The organism is Streptomyces sp. NBC_01210, assembly GCF_036010325.1.
GTDB lineage: Bacteria > Actinomycetota > Actinomycetes > Streptomycetales > Streptomycetaceae > Streptomyces.
The window spans coordinates 1,243,833-1,261,814 of sequence record NZ_CP108549.1 but is presented as its reverse complement, the minus strand read 5'-3'; the positions used below and the strand labels follow the sequence as shown (position 1 = coordinate 1,261,814).

Sequence of the window (17,982 nt, the reverse complement as noted above, 5' to 3'; positions counted from 1 at the left end):
ACGTGTTGTGGTACGACGCGTGGCTCAGGCTGTGGCGTCCCGGTAGTCGCCGAGGCAGCGGAAGGCGCCCCCGGTCGCCCGGAACAGGTACATCGCGTCCGTGTAGCGGTAGGTGGACGAGTCGTAGCGCAGCCGTTTGGTGATCCCCCGGTAGTCGGTCTCGCGCAACCGGCCCACGATCGCGCCACGCTCCGCACGGGACGCGCCCAGGGTCGTCATGGCGCGGGCCACGAAGAGCGTCGCGTCGTAGGCCTCGGCGGAGTACCAGGGCGGGGCGGTGGCGAAGCGTGCGCGGTAGGCGGTGACGAACGACTTCGCGGCCGTCACCCGGGTCGGATCGAGGAAGGCAGTGGCGAACACCCAGCCGTCGGCGGCGTCGCCCGCCGAGGCGAGGAAGCGGGAGTCAAGGGCGCGCTGGGTGGCCAGCCGCGCACCGGAGTAGCCGGCGGAGCGCAGCGCGCGGGCCAGCCGCGCCGCCCGCGCGTACCCGCCGGCGAACACCACCGCGTCCGCACCGGCATCCGTCACCGACTCCGCGAGGGCACGGAAGTCGTCGGCCGAGTCGTCCTCGGCGGCGAGGGTGCGCCGGACCGTGGTGCGCTGCCCGGATCGCACGGCCTCGTCGACGCCGGCGCACAGACGCCAGCTGAAGTCGCCCTCGGCGGCGTCGTCGATCAGCACCGCTCTGCGGGCCCCGGCGGTGCGGACGAGGTACGCGACGACCGGCGCCGCCAGGGTCCCGTCATTGGGGCGGGTGGCCGCGTACACCCGGTAGTCGGTGGGGGACACCTCGTCGAGCCCGACCGACACGGTGACCATCGGGAGCCGTGCCTGCTGGTAGAGGCCGAGAGTGGCCTTCGCACAGGCGTCGGTGGTCGGTCCGAGCACCGCGCGGACCCGGTCGTCGGCCGCGAGCCGCCGGGCGACCTGCGGTGCCCGGGCCGCCCTGCCTTCGTCGTCGTGCACCTGGAGTGCCAGGTCGAAGCCGCGGCCGGCGCGGGAGTTGAGGTGGTCGACGGCGAGCCGGACTCCGTTCTCCTGGGCATGGCCCGTCGTACGGCCACTGCCGCTCAGGTCGGCGTGCAGGGCGACGACCAGCTGCGGGAGCCGGGTTCCGCTTCCCTGGGCCGAGGTGCCGCCGGGACTTCGCGCCGTCCACCAGGCCGCCGTTCCGCCGGCCGCCAGGACCCCGGCGGCCGATCCCAGTACCAGGAAGCGGCGGCGCGTGGCGCCCCCCGGGCCGACGGCCGTCTCGTCGCCGGGCGGTGCGTCGGCCGCCGTCGCCCCGGACACCTCGGTCGCCTCGACGGCGGGCAGGGCGAGCACGGCGGTCGAACGGCGCGCGATCAGCTGGATCAGGGACTCCGGCAACCAGCACCCGCCCTCGCCCGCACCGTCCAGTGCCCACCGTACCTCGGCCACGGCCGGCCGGGAGCCGGGCTCCTTCAGCAGGCACGCCCGCAGCAGCGGCAGCAACGGCTCCGGTACGCCGTCCAGGTCCGGCTCGTCGTGGACCGTGCGCACCAACATCTCGGCCGCGGAGCTCCGCCCGAAGGGGCGCTCCCCCGTCACGACGTACGCCAGCAGACATCCGAGTGAGAAGACGTCACTGGCCGGCCCGATCTCCCGGCCCCTGCCCTGGGCCTGTTCGGGGGAGAGGAATCCGGGGGAGCCGACCACCATCCCGCTGGCGGTGAGCGCGGTGTCCTCCGGCATCCGGGCGATACCGAAGTCGATCAGCCGTGGTCCGTCGACCGCGAGCAGCACATTGCCGGGCTTGACGTCCCGGTGCACAAGACCCGCCCCGTGCACCGCGTCCAGCGCCTCGGCCAGCCGCGCCCCCAGGACGCGGACGGTCCCGTACGGCAACGGGCCGCACTCCTCCACCGCCTCCGCCAGCGAGGGCCCTGGCACGAACGCCGTGGCGAGCCACGGAGATTCGGCGTCCGGGTCCGCGTCGAGCAGCGGCACCACCCAGGGGTTGATGACCCTGCCCGCCGTCTCCACCTCCCGGCGGAAACGCGCCCGGAATCCCGCGTCGTCCGCGTGCGCCGCGCGGATCACCTTCACCGCGGCGAGCGCACCTCCGGGGGAGCGGGCCAGGTACACCACGCCCATGCCGCCCGCGCCCAGCCGACGCAGCAACCGGTATCCCGCGATCCTGGCCGGGTCGGCGCCGCGCAACGAATCCATCAGCGTCCCATCAGCTGGCCACCTGGAAGGACGCCACGCCCTGGTAGGCGAACCGGCCGCCGTCGACCTTCCACAGGTAGACCCCGCTGCCGTCGACGACCAGGGCCCCGGTCGCCTTGTTGAACGCGAGGTTCCTGGAGATCCCCTTGTACGTGGCCGAGCGCAGGGCCGTCGTCAGGTTCTGCCGGGTGCGGTGCCCGGCGGTCAGTGAGCCCAGACTCTTCACGGCGAGCTGCGCCACGTCGTACGTCTCGACGGCGTACCGCTCCGGCTCCGCGTCGAAACGCTTGCGGTAAGCGGCCGTGAACGCCTTCGCCTCGGGCGCCACGGTGGCGTCCATGACCGGGGCGACGATCACCCAGCCGTCGGCCGCGTCCCCCGCGGCGGACAGGAACCGGGCGTCGAGCACCCCCTGCGCGGCGGCCCTGGCCCCCGGAAAGTCACGGCTGCTCAGTTCCCGGGCCAGCAGCGCGGCGCGGTCGTGATGGCCGGCGAAGACCACCGAGTCGGCGCCCCCGTCCAGCAGGGCGTCCAGGGTCGGCCCGAAATCGGTGCGCAACGCGCTGACCACCTTCGGCACGGCCGGCTGCCGTTCGTCCCGACGGATCTTGGCGAGGGCGCTGCTGATCTCCCAGGCGTAGGCGTCCGCCGCCCGGTCGTCGACGATCCCGACCGTGCGCGACTTCGCGGTGCCGCGCAGATACGCGTCGAGGTAGAACGGCAGGATCGTGTCCGTCACCCGGGCGTGCAGGAAGGACCGGCTGCGCATCGCCCCCAGCACGGTGGCGCCGGGCGACACCGCGATCAGGGGCAGCGAGGCGGCGTCGTACGTCGCCAGCGAGGCCAGGGCGGTGGCGTCCGTGGTGGGACCGATCACGGCCAGCACGGAACGGTCGGCGACGAGCTTCTTGGCCGCTTCGGGTGCCCGGGCCGGATCGCCGCCGTCGTCCACTGTCTTCACGGCGAGTGTGAAGGGCCTGTTCGCACGGGAGTTGAACTCGTCGACCGCGAGCCGCAGCCCCCGCTCCTGCGCCCGGCCGCCCGCTTTCTGATCGCCGGTCAGGTCAGCGTGCAGACCGATGGTGTGCACGGGACCGGTGGCCGTCGGGGCGGGGCCGTCGTCCTTGCCGTCACGGGAGAGCGCCCACCACGCGGCCAGTCCGCCCCCGGCCGTGACAGCCGCCGCGCCCCCGGTCAGGAGCAGGAAACGGCGCCTGCCGACGGCACGGGCCGGAGGCTGAGTGGCTGTGGTGTCCGTCGGCGCGGTGCCGGCGGACGCGGGGTCGACCTCGGTGTCGTCGACGGCGGGCAGCGCGAGCCCGGCGGCCGACCGTTCCGCGATCAGCCGGACCAACGGCTCGGGGAGCCAGGCCTCGTCGCCGGGGGCCCGCTCCTCTTCGCCGGGAATTTGATCCTCGGGCGCTTGAGGACGTACCGCCCGCAGGGCCTCCCGCGGGTCGGAGTGCGCGGCGGGCGACGAGGGCGTGGCGTCCGTGAGGGCCTCGGACAGCGCCTCGGCCGTGGGCCGCACCTCCGGGTCCTTGTCCAGACAGCCGCCCACCACCTCGGCGAGCTCCGCCGGAACACCCTCCACGTCCGGCGCGTCGTGCACGGTGCGGTACAGCAGCGCGTCGAGCGACCCGGTACCGAACGGAGGGCGGCCGATCGCCGCTAAGGCCAGCACGCAGCCCAACGAGAAGACGTCTCCGGCCGGTCCCGGATCACGCCCGCCCCGCGCCTGTTCCGGTGGCAGGAACCCGGGCGTGCCGACCACGACACCGGTCGAGGTGAGCGCGGTGTCCTCGGGATCACGGGCCACACCAAAGTCGATCAGCCGTGGTCCGTCGAGTGCCAGGAGCACATTGCCGGGCTTGACGTCCCGATGCACGAGACCTACCGCGTGGAGCTCCCGCAGCGCCTCGGCGAGCCGCGCCCCCAGCACCCGCAGGCTCCGCACCGGCAGCGGCCCGTGCGCGGCGACGGCCTCGCCGAGCGAAGGGCCGGGGATGAACTCGGTCGCCAGCCAGGGCTGCGCCGCCTCGGGGTCCGCGTCCACGAGGGACGCCACCCACGGGCTGGTCATCCGGCGGGCGGTGTCCGCCTCGCGCCGGAACCGCTCCCGGAAATCGGCGTCCTCGGCGTACTCGGCCTGGATCACCTTCAGGGCGACCAGGGTTCCGCCGGCCGAGCGGGCCAGGTACACCACACCCATGCCACCCGCGCCGAGCCGTCCGAGCAGCCGGTGGCCCGCCAGCTTGTCAGGGTCGGAAGTACGCAGCGGTTCCATCACTTCCCCTTCAGCCGCTGCCCGATGCGCGTCAGCATCTGAGCCAGGGCCTTGCTGCCCAGTTGTTGGAGTTCCTGCGCGGTGTTCCCCTTCGCGCCCGTTACGGAGACGGCCACGACGACCGAGCCCATCCGGGCGACCATCCACCGGTACGGCTGTGCGGCACCGCCGTTCCCGACGTACTCACCGGCCTCGAGGACGGAGTCGTCGGCGTACTCCTGCTCGCGGGCGCCGAAGGGGATGCCGAGCGACATCAGACCCGTGATCCGCTCGTCGGACCGGGGCCGCTGTTCCGGGCAGCGCAGCACCTCTTCGAGGGTGGTGCTCAGCTGTTCGTCGGCGCCGAGGACGGCGGCGTGCACGGTGGCTACGGCCGTCACTTTGACCGCGCCCTTGCCTCCGCCGGCAGGCAGCCTGCTGTAGCGGGACGCGCTCGCCAGCACCCCGTGCGGGAGCTTCTCACGCTGCCAGCGACAGCTCTCGTTCAGCACGGCCCAGGTGCCCGGGGTGCTCTCGCCTGGATCCTGGGCGACGAAACCCCGGCCCCAGTCGCGCGGGGCGAGCACGACGGACTCGGCCAGGCGGCGCCCGTCCTTCGAGGTCCGGGGGACGAGGGAGGCATCCGGCGTGAAGACGGAAGTGGCGGCGGACGAGTCGCCCGACGGGGTCGCCCCGGCGCTCGGCGAGGCACTGGTGGATGTGCTCGGCGACGTCCTGGCCGAGGGCGAACCGCTCTGCCGCGAAGCCCCGTCGTCCGTCTGGGCCGAACACCCGGCCAGCAGACTCCCCGCCACCAGCAAGGTCATCCAACTGCCCCGCATTCCATGGGTGTTGTCTCTCACGCAGTCCCCTCAACACCGTTCGCGCCGTCCGACTCGTCGAACGTAGACGGCTGGGAGGGAAGAGACCTCAGTGGAACCACGTATCCGGCTACGTATTCCGCAGGTGTGCCGCCCGGGGCAGGCCGGCCTGTTCCCGTCCCGGGTGGGCCCTGGGCACGGTGGTCAACGACGCCCTGGACTGTTTGACCAAGGGCACGGGCTGCGGCTCCTTCAAGCCGTTGAAGACGTATCCAGCCTGCGGGCGCGACGACCTGGTCGACGAACTGGGACGCGGCTGCGGGCAACGCGTGGTCGGGGCGCGGTGGGACCGCACGTACTCGCGCTGCCGTGATGCTCCGGCGGCTTGGAGGACCCGGTACGGGCGCTGAACCTACGTACTCGATTACGTAGTTCCCCTGAAGCCTCCAGGAGATGCCGCGGAGGAGACTCACGCGACGGACGACGACGGGGGCAGCCCTCGCACGGCGTCGCGCATCCGCCGCCGCGGCTCGACGCGCGAGAACCTGCCGCCGACCCGGAGGAACAGATCTTCAAGTTCCGCCGCCCAACCCAGTTCCATGAGCAGGGTGGCGACAACGCTCAAGGGGACTCCCGACAGGGCGAGTCCGGCCAGGTGTGTCCGTACGTCAACAAGGGCGCGCCCACCGCGTAGGGAAGATCCGGCGCGGTGGACTCGACCTACCACTCGCGCGATGCCGTCGAACGAGTCAGGCCGCCGTATCTTCAACGGCGTCACGGCGGCGGCATGAGACGGAAAGGTCAGCGGCACAATTCGTTACCTGCCTCTCACCGTTTTCAGACGCCAGTGCGAGCTGCCTCAAACATCAAGCAGACCGATGGCGACATCGCTGTTTCCCTTCGGCGCGTTGCGTGATGCCGTGGCGGCGCTCAGAGGGTCGGGAAGAGCACTGCGAAGAAGAGCCACAGCAGCACGGCCCAGAAGACCGCCGCCGCCAGCGACACGAGCAGGGAGCTGCGCCACCTCAGCACCAGGAACGGGAAGAGCACCAGGGCTGCCCAATGACCGGCCACGTCGATCGACATGCGGGCGGCCTGGCCAAGGGTTCCCGCGCGCCCCGCGGCGATATGGCGCAGCAGCCGCTGGGAGACGAAACCGTACAGGCCGAAGACGATCGGGAAGAGCCACAGTGGGGTGATCGTGACCAGTTCGGACTCGGAGAACTCGTTGAACATGACCAGGTAGACGAGGGCGGCGCCCAGCACACCGGCCATCAGCGCGGTCAAGTAGAGGGCGGTCAGGGCGGTCGGCTCCGCCGCCCCGGCCGGCGCGGGATCGGGGGCGAGCACGGGCGAGGCGTATGGAACATCGGCCGACGGGGCCCGGACCACCTGGTGGCAGTGGGGGCAACGGACGTCCTGCTCGGCGCGGTCGGCCGGAGCCGAGATCAGGTGCCCGCACGAGGCGTGGAATTCCACTTGCTGACGCTGGTTCATGCGTTGCCTTCCCTGTACCGCTCCCATATTGCTCGACGCCGGTGACGCGTCGGTCGACAGAAACAGCTCCGACCTAAGGGAGAAGAACGCCAGAGAGCATCCAGTCCGCCCCGACGCACGGCTCGTGGAGCGATCTTCACAGCGGCGAGCCTCCCCGGCATCCGGGAAACTGCGTACTCGCACACGTAGTCGCGCGGACCCGTGGCCGGTACGGCTGGGCGAAGAGTCCGCGGTTGCCGTTCCGCGACGGCTTTGGAGGGCCGACCCCCATCTCCGTGCCGGCTCAGCCGTCATGAACTCCGCCCCCCGCGCCGTGTTCATGCTGAGCGAAGCCTTCGCCCGGGCGGTCCACGCGTCCGCCTAAGCTGCCGTCCGGCACCGGCCTCGACCCAGGAGCGCGCATCATGTACGACCCCGCCCAGAAGCCCCCGTATCCCGACGCCCTGCGATCGGACGAGGCACCCGCACCGCACGCACTGCTCGATCCGGTGATCGGGCTGCTGGGTACCTGGGCCGGCCGGGGCCGGGGCGGATATCCGACGCTCGACGAGGAGTTCACGTACGCGCAGGAGGTCACCTTCAGCCACGACGGGCGGCCCTTTCTCCACTACGAGGCGCGCGCCTGGCTGCTCGGCGCGGACGGTACCCCGCTGCGGCCGTCGGCCCGGGAGAGCGGCTGGTGGCGGCTCCAACCCGATGGACGTGTGGAGGCGTTGATCACCCAGCCCACCGGCATCGCGGAGATCCTGGTCGGCAGCGCCGACGCCGGCACGGTCGACCTCACCACCCACGAGGTGGCTCTCACTCCCACGGCCAAGGAGGTGAACGCCACCCGCCGCCGCTACACCGTGACGGACGAGGACACGCTCGCCTTCGTCCATGACCTCGCGGCGGTCGGTCAACCCCTGCAGCACCACCTTTCGGCACGGCTTCGACGAAACCCCTGACCAGGCGTCAGGCGTGCGGTGCTCGCGGTTCGATCCGGAAGTCGCAGGCGAGCGTGCCGGGGGCGAGGGCGGTCACGCCGCCGTCGACGGTGAAGACGGCTTCCGTTGACGAAGGAGGAGGCGGGCGAGAGCAGCCAGGCGACGGCCTCGGCGACCTCGCGCGGCTCACCGGGACGCCCGGCGGGCAGGACGCGGGTCACCTCCTGAGCGTCGGCCCGCCCGACCCGTTGTCATCTGCCGTGGCCGCGAACGAGTGCGTCGTCCAGGAAGTCGACCGACAGATCGATGAGGGCTCCGATGTCGTCGCATCCCTCGAAACCGTGCTTGGCGTCGGGTACGGCCACGAGTTCTGCCCGGTTTCCCAGTGCGCGCAATCCATCCACCAGCGCCTGGCTGTGACTCAGTGGCACGTTCTGGTCGGCGGTGCCGTGCACGCAGAGGAGCGGTGGTGCCGTGCTGCGGATCTGATGGACCGGGCTGCCGAGCCGGGCCACCTCGGGGACATCGGCGGGCATCCCGCCGAAGAGCGGGATCGCCGGGTCATCCGGCTCCGGTGGACCGTCGGCGAAGGTGAGATCGGTCGGTGGGTACCAGGCGATCGCAGCTTGCAGGGCCGCAGATCCGTCGGGTGGGGTGGTGGCGAGGGCTGCCAGGGTGGCAAGGTGCCCGCCTGCGGACTCTCCGAAGATCGCACAGCGCGTGGGGTCGATGTTCAGGTCGGCGGCGAAGGCACGCGTCCACCGGATCGCCGACTGAAGGTCGTGGAGTTGGCAGGGGTAGACCGCTTCGTGGCTGAGCCGGTAACTGAGGTCCGCCACGGCGTATCCGCGGCCGAGCAGGCGCTCATGCATGCCGAACTCCGGTCCCGCCGGGGGCCGGTCCCGGCGGCCGCCTGTGCGCCAGGCCCCTCCGTGCACCCAGAACACCACCGGCCACGGGCCGGCCCCGGCCGGCGTGCGCAGGTCGTACTCGAGTGGCCGGTAGCCCGGGATCCGCGCCACAGCGACGTCGATGAGGACGCGCCCGCCGTCCTCGGTCGCCCTGCCGGCCGGAGGGCGATCGTGCTCGTACATAAGTGGCACGGGGCCTCTCTTCCGTTGTGGGATTCTGCAGCCGGGAAGTACCGTCTCACCGTTCCGCCCGGCTTTCGCAGTCCATACTTGTATCGGTCCGCAGTCGGGTGCCATCGGATGAATCGACGATTCGTCACGTCATCGAAGAACGCACACGTGCGCGAGGGGGCGGAATGGCGGGGGATGGCACGCGGGCATCCGGTGGTGATCCGTGCGTCGGTGACGCGAGGGTTGCGGTCTACGATCACAGCTCCTGGCGGGGCTATCTGCTGCAGCGACTCCTCCCGTCGAGCATCCGATTGCACGCACTTCCAGATGATTCACCCGAAGACATCATCGCCAGGATTCCCACCTCTGTCTCAACTTTCATCTTTCACATCGACCTGACGTGCGCCGAGCACCTGCCCGCGCAACGCGAGGTGCTCGGCATACGGCTGCGCGACCGGGGAATCGATGTGATGAACCAAGGTGTCGTCGACATCTCGAAACGGCGGCTGCAGCAGTCCTGCGCCCTGATCGGCATACCGACCACGACGGCCGTCCCCCATGGGGCACCCGATGATCTCCTGATCATCAAGACCAATCGCAATTACGGAGGCCTTCCCGAACTGCTGTCCCGATCAAGGCTCGCAGGCCACGCGGAGGTGGCCGGCGGCCATTCGTCCGGTCCCCCGGACTACCTCGTGGCCAGGCGTGCCGAGATCGGCGCCGAAGTGTGGACGACGCCGGATTTCGTCGTCGAGAACTACATCTCGAATGCCGAGGGCCGCATGTTCCGGGCCGTCATTTATGGGAGCACGGTCGCGTTCCTGGCTTTCGAAAGCCACCGGTCCGTGGACAGGGTGCCAGCGGACTGCACGCTGGTGTCGGCCCCGGCGCAGGTGCCCGTATCCGTCAGGGCCGTGGTCTCCGCGTACACCGGTCACTGCCGGATCGGCTACGGGGCCCTCGATGTGCTGATAGACGATGCCGGGCGGGCATACATCATCGACTTCAACTCCACCCCGTTCTGGGGCACGGGTCTGTTGGGCCCACTGCGGTCGTTGATCCGCCGGGCATCAGACGAGGCTCGTCAGTAGTTCCACGAACGATGTGTCATACGCGCGGCCCATTCTGTGCGTGTTCGGGGGCTCGGCGCTGGTGTCACCGTCCAGGCTCTCGCTGACCAGCAGCGCCAGACGCTCCGGTGCGACGGCGTCGACGATTCTGGTCGTGGTGGGGAAGTCGCTCAGGCGCGGGCTGGTCGGCCGCATGACGAAGCACGGCTTGCGGACCAGCGCGCAGTCATCCTGGACCGTGGAGGAGTCGGTGAGGACGAAGGAGGCGCGGCTCAACTCCCGGACGTAGTCGGTGTACCGCAGTGTGGTCCGCAGTCGTACGGTGCTGAAGCGGTCGGCGAGTGCGTCGAGGCGGTCGCGGAGACGGAACCGCTGGAGCTGGATCTCGGTCCGGCGGAACAGCACGACCGACAGCGTGAAGTGCGCTGCGAGTGCTTCGAGACAGCCGATGATCCATGCCATCCGCAGCGGGTCGAGGAGGTTCTCCTCGCGGTGAAAGGTAACGAGCCCCGGCGGTCGGGATTCGGGACGGCCCACGGCCGGCCGCATCACGACCAGGCGCCGGTGAAGCGTCTGCAGCGCCGGGTTGCCGAACCGGGACACCGTTGCGGCGGCGATGCCCTCTTCCTGCAGGTTGCGTTCCATGGACCGGGTGAAGGCGATGCGATGGTGCGCCCCATGGGCAACGGCGATCCGTATGAGCTCCTCACGATCGGTGAGATCGCCACTGCGGTATCCGGATTCCACGTGAACCGCGGGTACCGACAACTGCTGGGTGACACTCAGCCCGACGAGCGTCGTTTCCAGGTCGCCGTACAGCAGTGCCAAGGATGGCCGGGCCACCGTCAGCACGGCGCGCAGCCGTCGGACGAGTTGGCCCGCGTCCTGCTCACGTATGGTTTCCAGGGGCTTTGGCAGCTCGAAGTCGGCGCTCGCCCCCGGGTAGTCGCTGACGGCGCCGAGCCAGCACTCGACGGAGTCGTGCCGCGCTGGAGTACCGGTGAATGCCCGGTGGATCGTCTCGCACTTGATCAGGTGAGGACGCCCTCCCAGCACCGAGATGACCCGCATTTGTCCACCGTCTTCCTGGAAGCGTCACATGGCGCGGAAGCCGAACGGTCGTTAGGGCTGAACGAGGTTGTCCGACACCTTCTCCCATCGACGGGCGACCGCATGGGGTGCGGCACCGACAGCGTTCAACGTGACACCGTCGGGTGAATCGACGATGAGTCGTCCCGCACGTCGGCGTGTTCCCAGCGGCACATCCACCCACGTGCCCTGCACGGACGTGCCGGTGCCGTTCGATGTGACCACTCCGCTGAACACGTTTGTGAAGGTTGCGCCTTGGTCGTGGCTCATGCCGAGCCACCAGACAATGTTGCCGATCTGGCGGACGTAGTAGGTGCCCAGGTCGTCCGCGGTCCAGATCCCGGTGAGCGTTCCCCGGGCAACCGGCGTCACGGCGTGGACCGAATACACCGGACACACCTCGATCCGTGGCTCGGTGACGCCGGTTTCGGAGGTCCGGGGGGCGCCATCATCGGTGAGCGCCAGAAATCCACGGACCTGCACGGGCGTGCCAGGGGGCAGGTCCCGGCCGGACATCAGCACGATGCCGTTCTGCTGCACCCGGACGGATCCGTTGACCGGTCGCCCGTTGACGAACAGGACACTGTTGGCGTCCCGCTGTCTCCATCCGGGGAGCACGGGACCGGATTCACCGGCCCGGTCGGAACCGTCCCTGGTCCCCTGGACCAGAATCCTGCACACAACCATGCGGTTCTGCTTGTCGAGCATGGCCGTGAGAGGTTCCGGCACGGGAAGTATCCGGTCGGCCCTCATGACAAAGCCGACCTGCTGGTCGCTGACGGATGAACCGCCCTGTGGAGCCACCGGGTCGGACAGCGTCACGAGATTTTGAACCACGGTACCTTCGACGACGGTGTTCTCCTGGTATGCGGTGAGAGATCCGGAGTATGCGGGCCCCGGAGGCGGCGGTGTGGGATCGCAAGGGTGGAAGAGCCGCCGGAATGCAGAGGCGATGTCCGGCCGTGAGGGAGTTTCCGTCCGTCGCCAGACCGAGCCGCCGAATCCGCCGGTTTCACGCAATCTTCTGATCTCATCACCGGACACCACGGTGAGGTCCATGGTGCCGTTCTGCGGCACGTCACCGCGTGGTGTATCCACCCATTCACCGATGATCGAGGAACCGACGAGTCGCCCCCTGAAGACGTTGGCGAACCTGAGCCCCAGATGGAAATCGCTAACGCCCAGTGGTGAATCCGCACTCAATCCCGCCCACCACAGGGAGCTGTCCACTTGACGCATGTAGTACAGGGCGCCGTCGTCGCCCACCCATGGTCCACTCAGTGCGGTATCGGCCACGCAACAACAGCTACCCTGGCCACTCTTCAGGCCACAAGAGTGCGTTTCTCGCCATGCCTCACAAGTGACCTGACTCCGTAGTACATGAGTGCGAGAACGTATCCGATCGTCCCACTCTCATTGTCACGCAGGGGTGTTCTATGGTAATTCAACGCTATAGGTATCCTGCAAAGGACGGTGAGTCGTGGCCGGTGAATTACTCATTCCGCTGGCGTCATCCGGTGCCGCGGCTCTGGTGGCCGCGGCAGCGACCGACGCGTGGCAGACCGCGCGCACCGGCTTCCTGCGGTTGCTCGGCCAGGGCGACCCGCGACGCGAACGCCTCGCGGCATCACGGCTGGACGAGGCGGCGGCCCGGATCGAGGGTGCCGCCGACGGCGGGTCCGGCCGTATACGCGAGGAACTGTTTCCGGTGTGGCGTACGCGTCTGACCGACCTCATGCAGGAGCACCCCGAGGTGGTCGACCAACTACGCGCCCTGACCCACGAGTTACGGGCCACGCTGCCGGCCGACCACAACCGCTGGGCCGAAGCGGTCGGTACCGGTCAGGTCTTCACGGCCAACAGCGGCGGTGTCAACGTCGCCAACACCGGCGTCATGGGCGACATCCGGCTTCCCGACACGGATCAGTGAACCGATGACACCGCAGGAGGACGACGCGCCGCTGCCCTCCTCGTTGCGCAGCGGCGATGTCACCCAGCTCAACAGCGGCGGTGTCAACGTCGCCAACACCGGCGTCATCGGCAAAGTCGTCATCAGCCAGCAGCCGCCACCGCTCCCGGTCGAACGCCCATGGATGGTGCCGGCCCCCACCGGTCCGGTAGTCGAACGCCCCGCACTGGTTCGGCTGCTGGCGAGTGCGCTGATCGGGTCGGACACCGACGTGGTCGGCGTCACCACGGCGCTGGAAGGGGCGGGGGGATTCGGAAAGACCACTCTGGCCGCACACGTGTGCCGTACGGATCCCGCCGTCCGCGAACGGTTTCCCGGCGGGCTGCTCTGGGTGACGATCGGTCAGCACGTGGCCGACAGTGAACTGGCCGCCAAGGCCAACGGATTGTTCGAGGTTCTGTCAGGACAGCCGTCGACGGTGTCCGATCCCGAACTGGCCGGGGCCCGCCTTGGCGAACTTCTCAACCAGCGGCCCGCCAGCCTGCTGGTCATCGACGACGTCTGGAGCGCTGCTCAGCTCAGGCCCTTCCTGATCGGTGCACCGCGCTGCCGCAGACTGCTCACCACACGCAACAGCACCGTACTGCCACGCGGGGCGTCGTCGATCCTGGTCGACGTCATGGAGAACTCCGAGGCGACGCAGGCCCTGACAGCGGGGCTGGCCGACCTTCCCAAGGCGGCGCTGGACCGGCTGTCGGCCCTGACCGGGAGGTGGCCCGTGCTGCTCTCCCTCGTCAACGCGGCCTTGGTGGACAGCCGGCGGCAAGGCGCCACGGCCGAGGCAGCCGCCGCGTGGGTCATCGGCCAACTGGAAGGCCAGGGCCCGGCCGCTCTCGACATCGACGACTTACAGAGCCGGGAGCGCGCCGTGGAAGCGAGCATGCGGGCAAGCGTCAGCCTGCTGACCCCGGCAGAGCGAGAACGCTACTTCGAACTGGGAGTGTTCCCCGAGGACGTCGATGTGCCGACCGAGGTGGCGGCGCTGCTCTGGGCCGCAACCGGCGGAATGGACCATGCCGCGGCGCAACGCCTTCGGGCGAGACTCGTCTCCCTGCGACTGGTCATCGGCACCTGGCGGGACGGTCCGGCAATGCGGTTGCACGATGTCATCCGCAGCTACATACGCCATCGGCAGGGCGCGGCACGGCTGGTCGAGCACAACCGGACACTCGTGACCGCGGCCCGGACGCTGGTGAACGCCGCGTCGCCGGGCGGCGCCTACACCGCCTGGTGGTCACTGCCGGACGAAGTGGACTACCTGTGGCGGCATCTGGGCTACCACCTCCTCGAAGCCGGACGCCAGCAGGAGCTCGCAGAGCTCGTCTGCGACCTGCGGTGGCTGTTGGCCAGGATTGAGCGGTACGGCCCGGTCGCCGCGGACGCCGACCTGGCATTGACCGACTCGCCGACGGCCGTGGCCCTTCGCAAGGTCGTCGGGCAGGCAGCGCATCTGCTGGTCCCACTGCGGCCGAGCCTGGCCGACACCCTGTTGTCCCGGATCGACGGTGTGGAGGAACTCCGGTCGCTGGTTGCCCGGTCGGAGCTGCAGCTGGACGCGCCTCGGCTCACCGCGCTGTGGGCGCTTCCCGACCGTCCCGACCCTGCCCTGATCCGGACCCTCGAGGGCCACATCGGGTCCCTGCGCGGCTGCGCCGTCTCACCCGACGGCGCGTGGCTCGCTTCCGGGGGCTTCGACCGCACCGTACGGATCTGGCATCCGGCGTCCGGTTCACTGCGCGCTGCTCTTCGGGGGCACACCGGGTGGGTGTGGAAATGCGCCGTCGCCCCGGACGGCACCTGGCTGGCGTCCGCCGGCGACGACGGGACGGTGCGCTTGTGGGACGTGCCCGCCGGTACGGTGCGTGCGGTGCTGGAGGGCCACGAGGGCGCTGTCCACGGCTGTGCCATCTCCGGTGACGGTGTGTGGCTGGCCTCGGCGGGTTCCGACGGCACCGTGCGCGTCTGGGACCCGGTCACCGGCGCCCTCCGCACACGGTGGGACAGCGGCCAAGGAGCGGTCACTGCGTGTGCTGTCTCGCCGGACGGCACCTGGCTGGCCACTTCCGGCACGGACGGGACGGTGCGTCTGTGGGAGGTGCCCGGGGGTACGTTGCGTGCGGTGCTGGAGGGCCACGAGGGCGCTGTCAACGGCTGCGCCGTCTCCGGTGACGGTGTGTGGCTGGCCTCGGCGGGTTCCGACAGGACCGTGCGCGTCTGGGACCCGCTCAACGGCGCCCTGCGAATGACCCTCGTCGGCCACACCGACTGGGTGAACGACTGCGTCATCTCCCCGGACGGCACCTGGCTGGCCTCGGCGGGCTCCGACCGGACCATACACGTATGGGACATGGCCACCGGAACCCCGCGCACCGTGTACTCCGGCGCCACCGGTGGGGCGAACGGCTGTGCCGTCGCTCCTGACGGCGCTTGGGTCGCCGCGGCGACCACGGACGGCACAGTACGCATCTGGCGGGCCCGGGAATCCCCCATGCTTTGGTCTCCCACCGGACCGTCCCCCGCCGTGGCGCCCGTACGCGACTGCGCGGCCTCACCCGACGGCACGTGGCTCGCCTCCGCGAGCACCGACGGCGCGGTGCGCCTGTGGGACGTGGGCACGGCGTCGCTGCGAGCCACCCTGGAGGGTCACACCGGCTGGGTGCGGTGCTGCGCCGCCGCCCCGAACGGAGCGTGGCTGGCCTCCGGCGGCGCCGACGGGCTGGTCACCGTCTGGGACGTCGCCACGGCCTCCCCGCGCCTCGTCCTGGAAGGCCACACCGGCTGGGTGAACCGCTGCAGCATCGCCCCGGACGGCACGTGGCTGGCCTCTGCCGGCTCCGACGGCACCGTACGGATCTGGGACACGGCCACCGGTGACCTCCGCACCACGCTCACTGGTGACCTCGGCCAGTTGTTCGGGTGTGTGGTCTCCCCGGACGGCACGTGGCTGGCCTCCGCCGGGTCGGATCAGATCCTGCGGATCTGGGACACGGCCACCGGCGCCCTGCGCAGCACTCTGACCGGGCATACCGGTCGCATCAACGACTGCGCGGTCTCCCCGGACGGAACCGTTCTCGTCTCCGCCGGCTTTGACCGGACACTGCGCATCTGGGACCCCGGCACCGGCGTGCTGAGGGATACGCTGACCGGAGACGACGGGCCGCTATGGGGGTGTGCCCTGTCACCTGACGGCGCGTGGGCCGCCACCACGAGTACCAACGGCACCGTGCGCGTCTGGGACTTGGTCACTGGCAGTTGCCGTACGGCCATGCGGGTCGAGCAGCCGGTCCGAGCCTGCACCTGGCTGTCGAAGGGCTCCGGTCTCGGCGTGGCCGGTGATGCCGGCCTCTACCTGTTCACCCTTCGGTACCCGCCGAGCCGGCCGGCGCCCGCACCGCATTGAGATGACCTGTCAACCGATGAGGAGCCAGGCCGCCGCTGCACCCGGAAGGCGGCCGTCGACCACCGGGGCGGAGGAACAGATCACACGGCCCCATCCGGCCGGCAGGTCCAAGGCCGCGTCGCCGAACGTCGTCACGCAGATGACCCCTCCGCGCCGGTACACCAGCACATCGGGGCGGTCCGGCACGGCCATCCACTCAAGGGCTTCCCCGGCAAGACGATCGCGCAGTGCGCGACGATTCGACAGGGCGCGGGCATACAGCCACAGCGTGGAATCCACGTCGAGCCACTGCTGCTCTACGGCGTAGTCGCCGAACCAGTCGGGCTGCGGCAGCCATGAACCGCCGGCCCCGAATCCGAAGCTGCTCCCTGTCTTGCGCCAGGGCAGCGGGACCCGGCACCCGTCACGCCCGTGTTCGGTGTGTCCCGACCGGGACCATATCGGGTCCTGTCGGGCGTGGTCGGGCAGATCCTGGACCTCCGGCAGTCCCAGTTCCTCACCCTGGTAGAGATAGATCGAACCGGGAAGCGCGAGCAGGAACAGCAGTGCGGCGCGTGCCCGTTGCTCACCGAGACGGACATCGACCGCGCCACGCGACCGGGCAGGGCTGCCGCCTGCCCCGGTGTCCGGGCCGACGCGCCCGTAGCGGGTCACCACTCGGTGCACATCGTGGTTTCCCAGGGTCCAGCTGACGATGGTGCCTGCCGAGGCGATCCCGTCGAGACCCCGGTCGACGGCCTCCCGGAACGCGGCGGCATCCCAGGGGCTGTAGAGAAGGTCGAAGTAGAACGCCTGGTGCAGCTCGTCCGGCTGCACATACTTCGCCAGGTCGCTCACCGTGGGCACCCATACCTCGCCGACGTAGGTCAGCTCACGGTCGTACGAATCAGCAATGCGGCGCCAGCGGCGGTAGACGTCATGGATGCCGGGCTGGTTCTGCTGGTGCGCGTTGTACATGGTCAGATCGGGCCAGTCGGGCAGGTCGGGGTGTTTGAGCAGCAGGTGGGCCACGTCAATGCGGAAGCCGTCGATCCCACGGTCGAACCACCGGCGCAGAACGTGGTCGAAGTGGTCGGCCACCTTGGGGTTCCGCCAGTTGAAGTCCGGTTGCCCCGGGTCGAACGTGTGCAGGTACCACTGGCCGTCGTCGACACGGGTCCACGCAGAGCCGCCGAAGCCTCCGGGCCAGTTGTTGGGCGGAAGGGAGCGGTCGGGCCCCCGTCCGTCACGGAAAATGAACCGTTCGCGCTCCGGCGAGCCGGGCGGGGCGGCGAGCGCCTTGAGGAACCATGGATGGGCGGCCGAACAGTGGTTGGGCACGATGTCCATGAGCACCTTGAGGCCCCTCGCATGGGCCTGATCCAGGAACTCCTGGAACGCCGGCATCCCTCCGTATCGCGCGTCGATGTCCGTGTAGTCGACGACGTCATAGCCATGGTCGAGATCGGGCGAAGGATGGCATGGGCTCAGCCAGATCCCGTCGACACCCAGACGCGTCAGATTATCGAGGCGGGAGGAGAGGCCGGGAATGTCACCTACTCCATCCCCGTCGGAGTCGGCGAACGACCGCAGGTACACCTGATAGATGACCGCATCGTGCCACCAGGCCTCCTCGGACGCCTGTTTTCCGGACCCTGCCGCGTCGCCAGTCGCCATGGCAAACCCCCTC

General features: G+C 69.9%; 13 protein-coding genes and 2 pseudogenes. 5 read left to right on the top strand and 10 right to left on the bottom strand.

Annotated elements, in window-relative coordinates; translation table 11 throughout:
• Positions 1 to 24 precede the first annotated feature (24 nt).
• From OG735_RS05515 to OG735_RS05505, 3 genes are read right to left on the bottom strand one after another with little or no spacing between them, the layout of a single operon-like run.
• Positions 25 to 2,193: a bifunctional serine/threonine-protein kinase/ABC transporter substrate-binding protein gene (locus OG735_RS05515; RefSeq protein ID WP_327322007.1), complete on the bottom strand. Its 2,169-nt coding sequence runs from the start codon at positions 2,191 to 2,193 to the stop codon at positions 25 to 27.
• A gap of 10 nt (positions 2,194 to 2,203) precedes the next feature.
• Positions 2,204 to 4,480, bottom strand: a complete 2,277-nt coding sequence (locus tag OG735_RS05510) for a bifunctional serine/threonine-protein kinase/ABC transporter substrate-binding protein (RefSeq protein ID WP_327322006.1) — start codon at positions 4,478 to 4,480, stop codon at positions 2,204 to 2,206.
• On the bottom strand, positions 4,480 to 5,322 hold the full coding sequence (locus OG735_RS05505; RefSeq protein ID WP_327328640.1) for a hypothetical protein: 843 nt from the start codon (positions 5,320 to 5,322) through the stop codon (positions 4,480 to 4,482). The genes OG735_RS05510 and OG735_RS05505 overlap by 1 nt, the downstream gene beginning before the upstream one ends.
• A gap of 149 nt (positions 5,323 to 5,471) precedes the next feature.
• On the opposite strand from OG735_RS05505, the pseudogene OG735_RS05500 reads away from it, so the two are divergent.
• Positions 5,472 to 5,653: pseudogene (locus tag OG735_RS05500) on the top strand (chitinase); the annotation flags it as partial.
• 96 nt (positions 5,654 to 5,749) lie between these two features.
• On the opposite strand, the gene OG735_RS05495 reads toward OG735_RS05500, so the two are convergent.
• A complete protein-coding gene (locus tag OG735_RS05495) occupies positions 5,750 to 5,905 on the bottom strand; it encodes a hypothetical protein (RefSeq protein WP_327322005.1) in 156 nt (51 codons plus the stop codon).
• A 305-nt stretch (positions 5,906 to 6,210) separates the two neighbouring features.
• The gene (locus OG735_RS05490; RefSeq protein WP_327322004.1) at positions 6,211 to 6,777 is read right to left on the bottom strand and encodes a hypothetical protein; all 567 of its coding nucleotides are present in this window, start codon (positions 6,775 to 6,777) and stop codon (positions 6,211 to 6,213) included.
• Between the two features lie 404 nt (positions 6,778 to 7,181).
• Between OG735_RS05490 and OG735_RS05485 the strand changes: the two genes are divergently transcribed.
• Positions 7,182 to 7,724 carry an FABP family protein gene (locus tag OG735_RS05485; protein WP_327322003.1) on the top strand — a complete coding sequence of 181 codons (543 nt, stop codon included), beginning with the start codon at positions 7,182 to 7,184 and terminating at the stop codon, positions 7,722 to 7,724.
• Between the two features lie 7 nt (positions 7,725 to 7,731).
• Here the strand turns inward: OG735_RS05485 and OG735_RS05480 are convergent.
• A pseudogene (locus OG735_RS05480) lies at positions 7,732 to 7,927 on the bottom strand (SDR family oxidoreductase); the annotation flags it as partial.
• Between the two features lie 27 nt (positions 7,928 to 7,954).
• Positions 7,955 to 8,797, bottom strand: coding sequence for an alpha/beta hydrolase (locus OG735_RS05475; RefSeq protein ID WP_327322002.1), 843 nt, complete (start codon positions 8,795 to 8,797; stop codon positions 7,955 to 7,957).
• A 107-nt stretch (positions 8,798 to 8,904) separates the two neighbouring features.
• On the opposite strand from OG735_RS05475, the gene OG735_RS05470 reads away from it, so the two are divergent.
• On the top strand, positions 8,905 to 9,876 hold the full coding sequence (locus tag OG735_RS05470; protein WP_327322001.1) for a hypothetical protein: 972 nt from the start codon (positions 8,905 to 8,907) through the stop codon (positions 9,874 to 9,876).
• Here OG735_RS05470 and OG735_RS05465 read toward each other — a convergent pair.
• Positions 9,856 to 10,926, bottom strand: a complete 1,071-nt coding sequence (locus OG735_RS05465; protein ID WP_327322000.1) for a UDP-N-acetylglucosamine 2-epimerase — start codon at positions 10,924 to 10,926, stop codon at positions 9,856 to 9,858. The genes OG735_RS05470 and OG735_RS05465 overlap by 21 nt on opposite strands.
• 51 nt (positions 10,927 to 10,977) lie before the next feature.
• Complete coding sequence (locus tag OG735_RS05460) at positions 10,978 to 12,210, bottom strand: hypothetical protein (protein WP_327321999.1); 1,233 nt, start codon at positions 12,208 to 12,210, stop codon at positions 10,978 to 10,980.
• A gap of 214 nt (positions 12,211 to 12,424) precedes the next feature.
• Between OG735_RS05460 and OG735_RS05455 the strand changes: the two genes are divergently transcribed.
• Positions 12,425 to 12,874 carry a hypothetical protein gene (locus OG735_RS05455; protein ID WP_327321998.1) on the top strand — a complete coding sequence of 150 codons (450 nt, stop codon included), beginning with the start codon at positions 12,425 to 12,427 and terminating at the stop codon, positions 12,872 to 12,874.
• Positions 12,875 to 12,878: 4 nt separating this feature from the next.
• Positions 12,879 to 16,313 (top strand): NB-ARC domain-containing protein, encoded by a 3,435-nt coding sequence (locus tag OG735_RS05450; protein ID WP_327321997.1) that lies wholly within the window; start codon positions 12,879 to 12,881, stop codon positions 16,311 to 16,313.
• A 9-nt stretch (positions 16,314 to 16,322) separates the two neighbouring features.
• Here the strand turns inward: OG735_RS05450 and OG735_RS05445 are convergent, their stop codons facing one another.
• On the bottom strand, positions 16,323 to 17,969 hold the full coding sequence (locus OG735_RS05445) for a glycoside hydrolase family 13 protein (protein WP_327321996.1): 1,647 nt from the start codon (positions 17,967 to 17,969) through the stop codon (positions 16,323 to 16,325).
• Positions 17,970 to 17,982 lie beyond the last annotated feature (13 nt).

Excerpts from the sequence above, each read along its gene's own strand:
- OG735_RS05515 (WP_327322007.1), bottom strand. The coding sequence starts at position 2,193 with ATGGATTCGTTGCGCGGCGCCGACCCGGCCAGGATCGCGGGATACCGG.
- OG735_RS05510 (WP_327322006.1), bottom strand. The coding sequence starts at position 4,480 with ATGGAACCGCTGCGTACTTCCGACCCTGACAAGCTGGCGGGCCACCGG.
- OG735_RS05490 (WP_327322004.1), bottom strand. The coding sequence starts at position 6,777 with ATGAACCAGCGTCAGCAAGTGGAATTCCACGCCTCGTGCGGGCACCTG.
- OG735_RS05485 (WP_327322003.1), top strand. The coding sequence starts at position 7,182 with ATGTACGACCCCGCCCAGAAGCCCCCGTATCCCGACGCCCTGCGATCG.
- OG735_RS05475 (WP_327322002.1), bottom strand. The coding sequence starts at position 8,797 with ATGTACGAGCACGATCGCCCTCCGGCCGGCAGGGCGACCGAGGACGGC.
- OG735_RS05465 (WP_327322000.1), bottom strand. The coding sequence starts at position 10,926 with ATGCGGGTCATCTCGGTGCTGGGAGGGCGTCCTCACCTGATCAAGTGC.
- OG735_RS05450 (WP_327321997.1), top strand. The coding sequence starts at position 12,879 with ATGACACCGCAGGAGGACGACGCGCCGCTGCCCTCCTCGTTGCGCAGC.
- OG735_RS05445 (WP_327321996.1), bottom strand. The coding sequence starts at position 17,969 with ATGGCGACTGGCGACGCGGCAGGGTCCGGAAAACAGGCGTCCGAGGAG.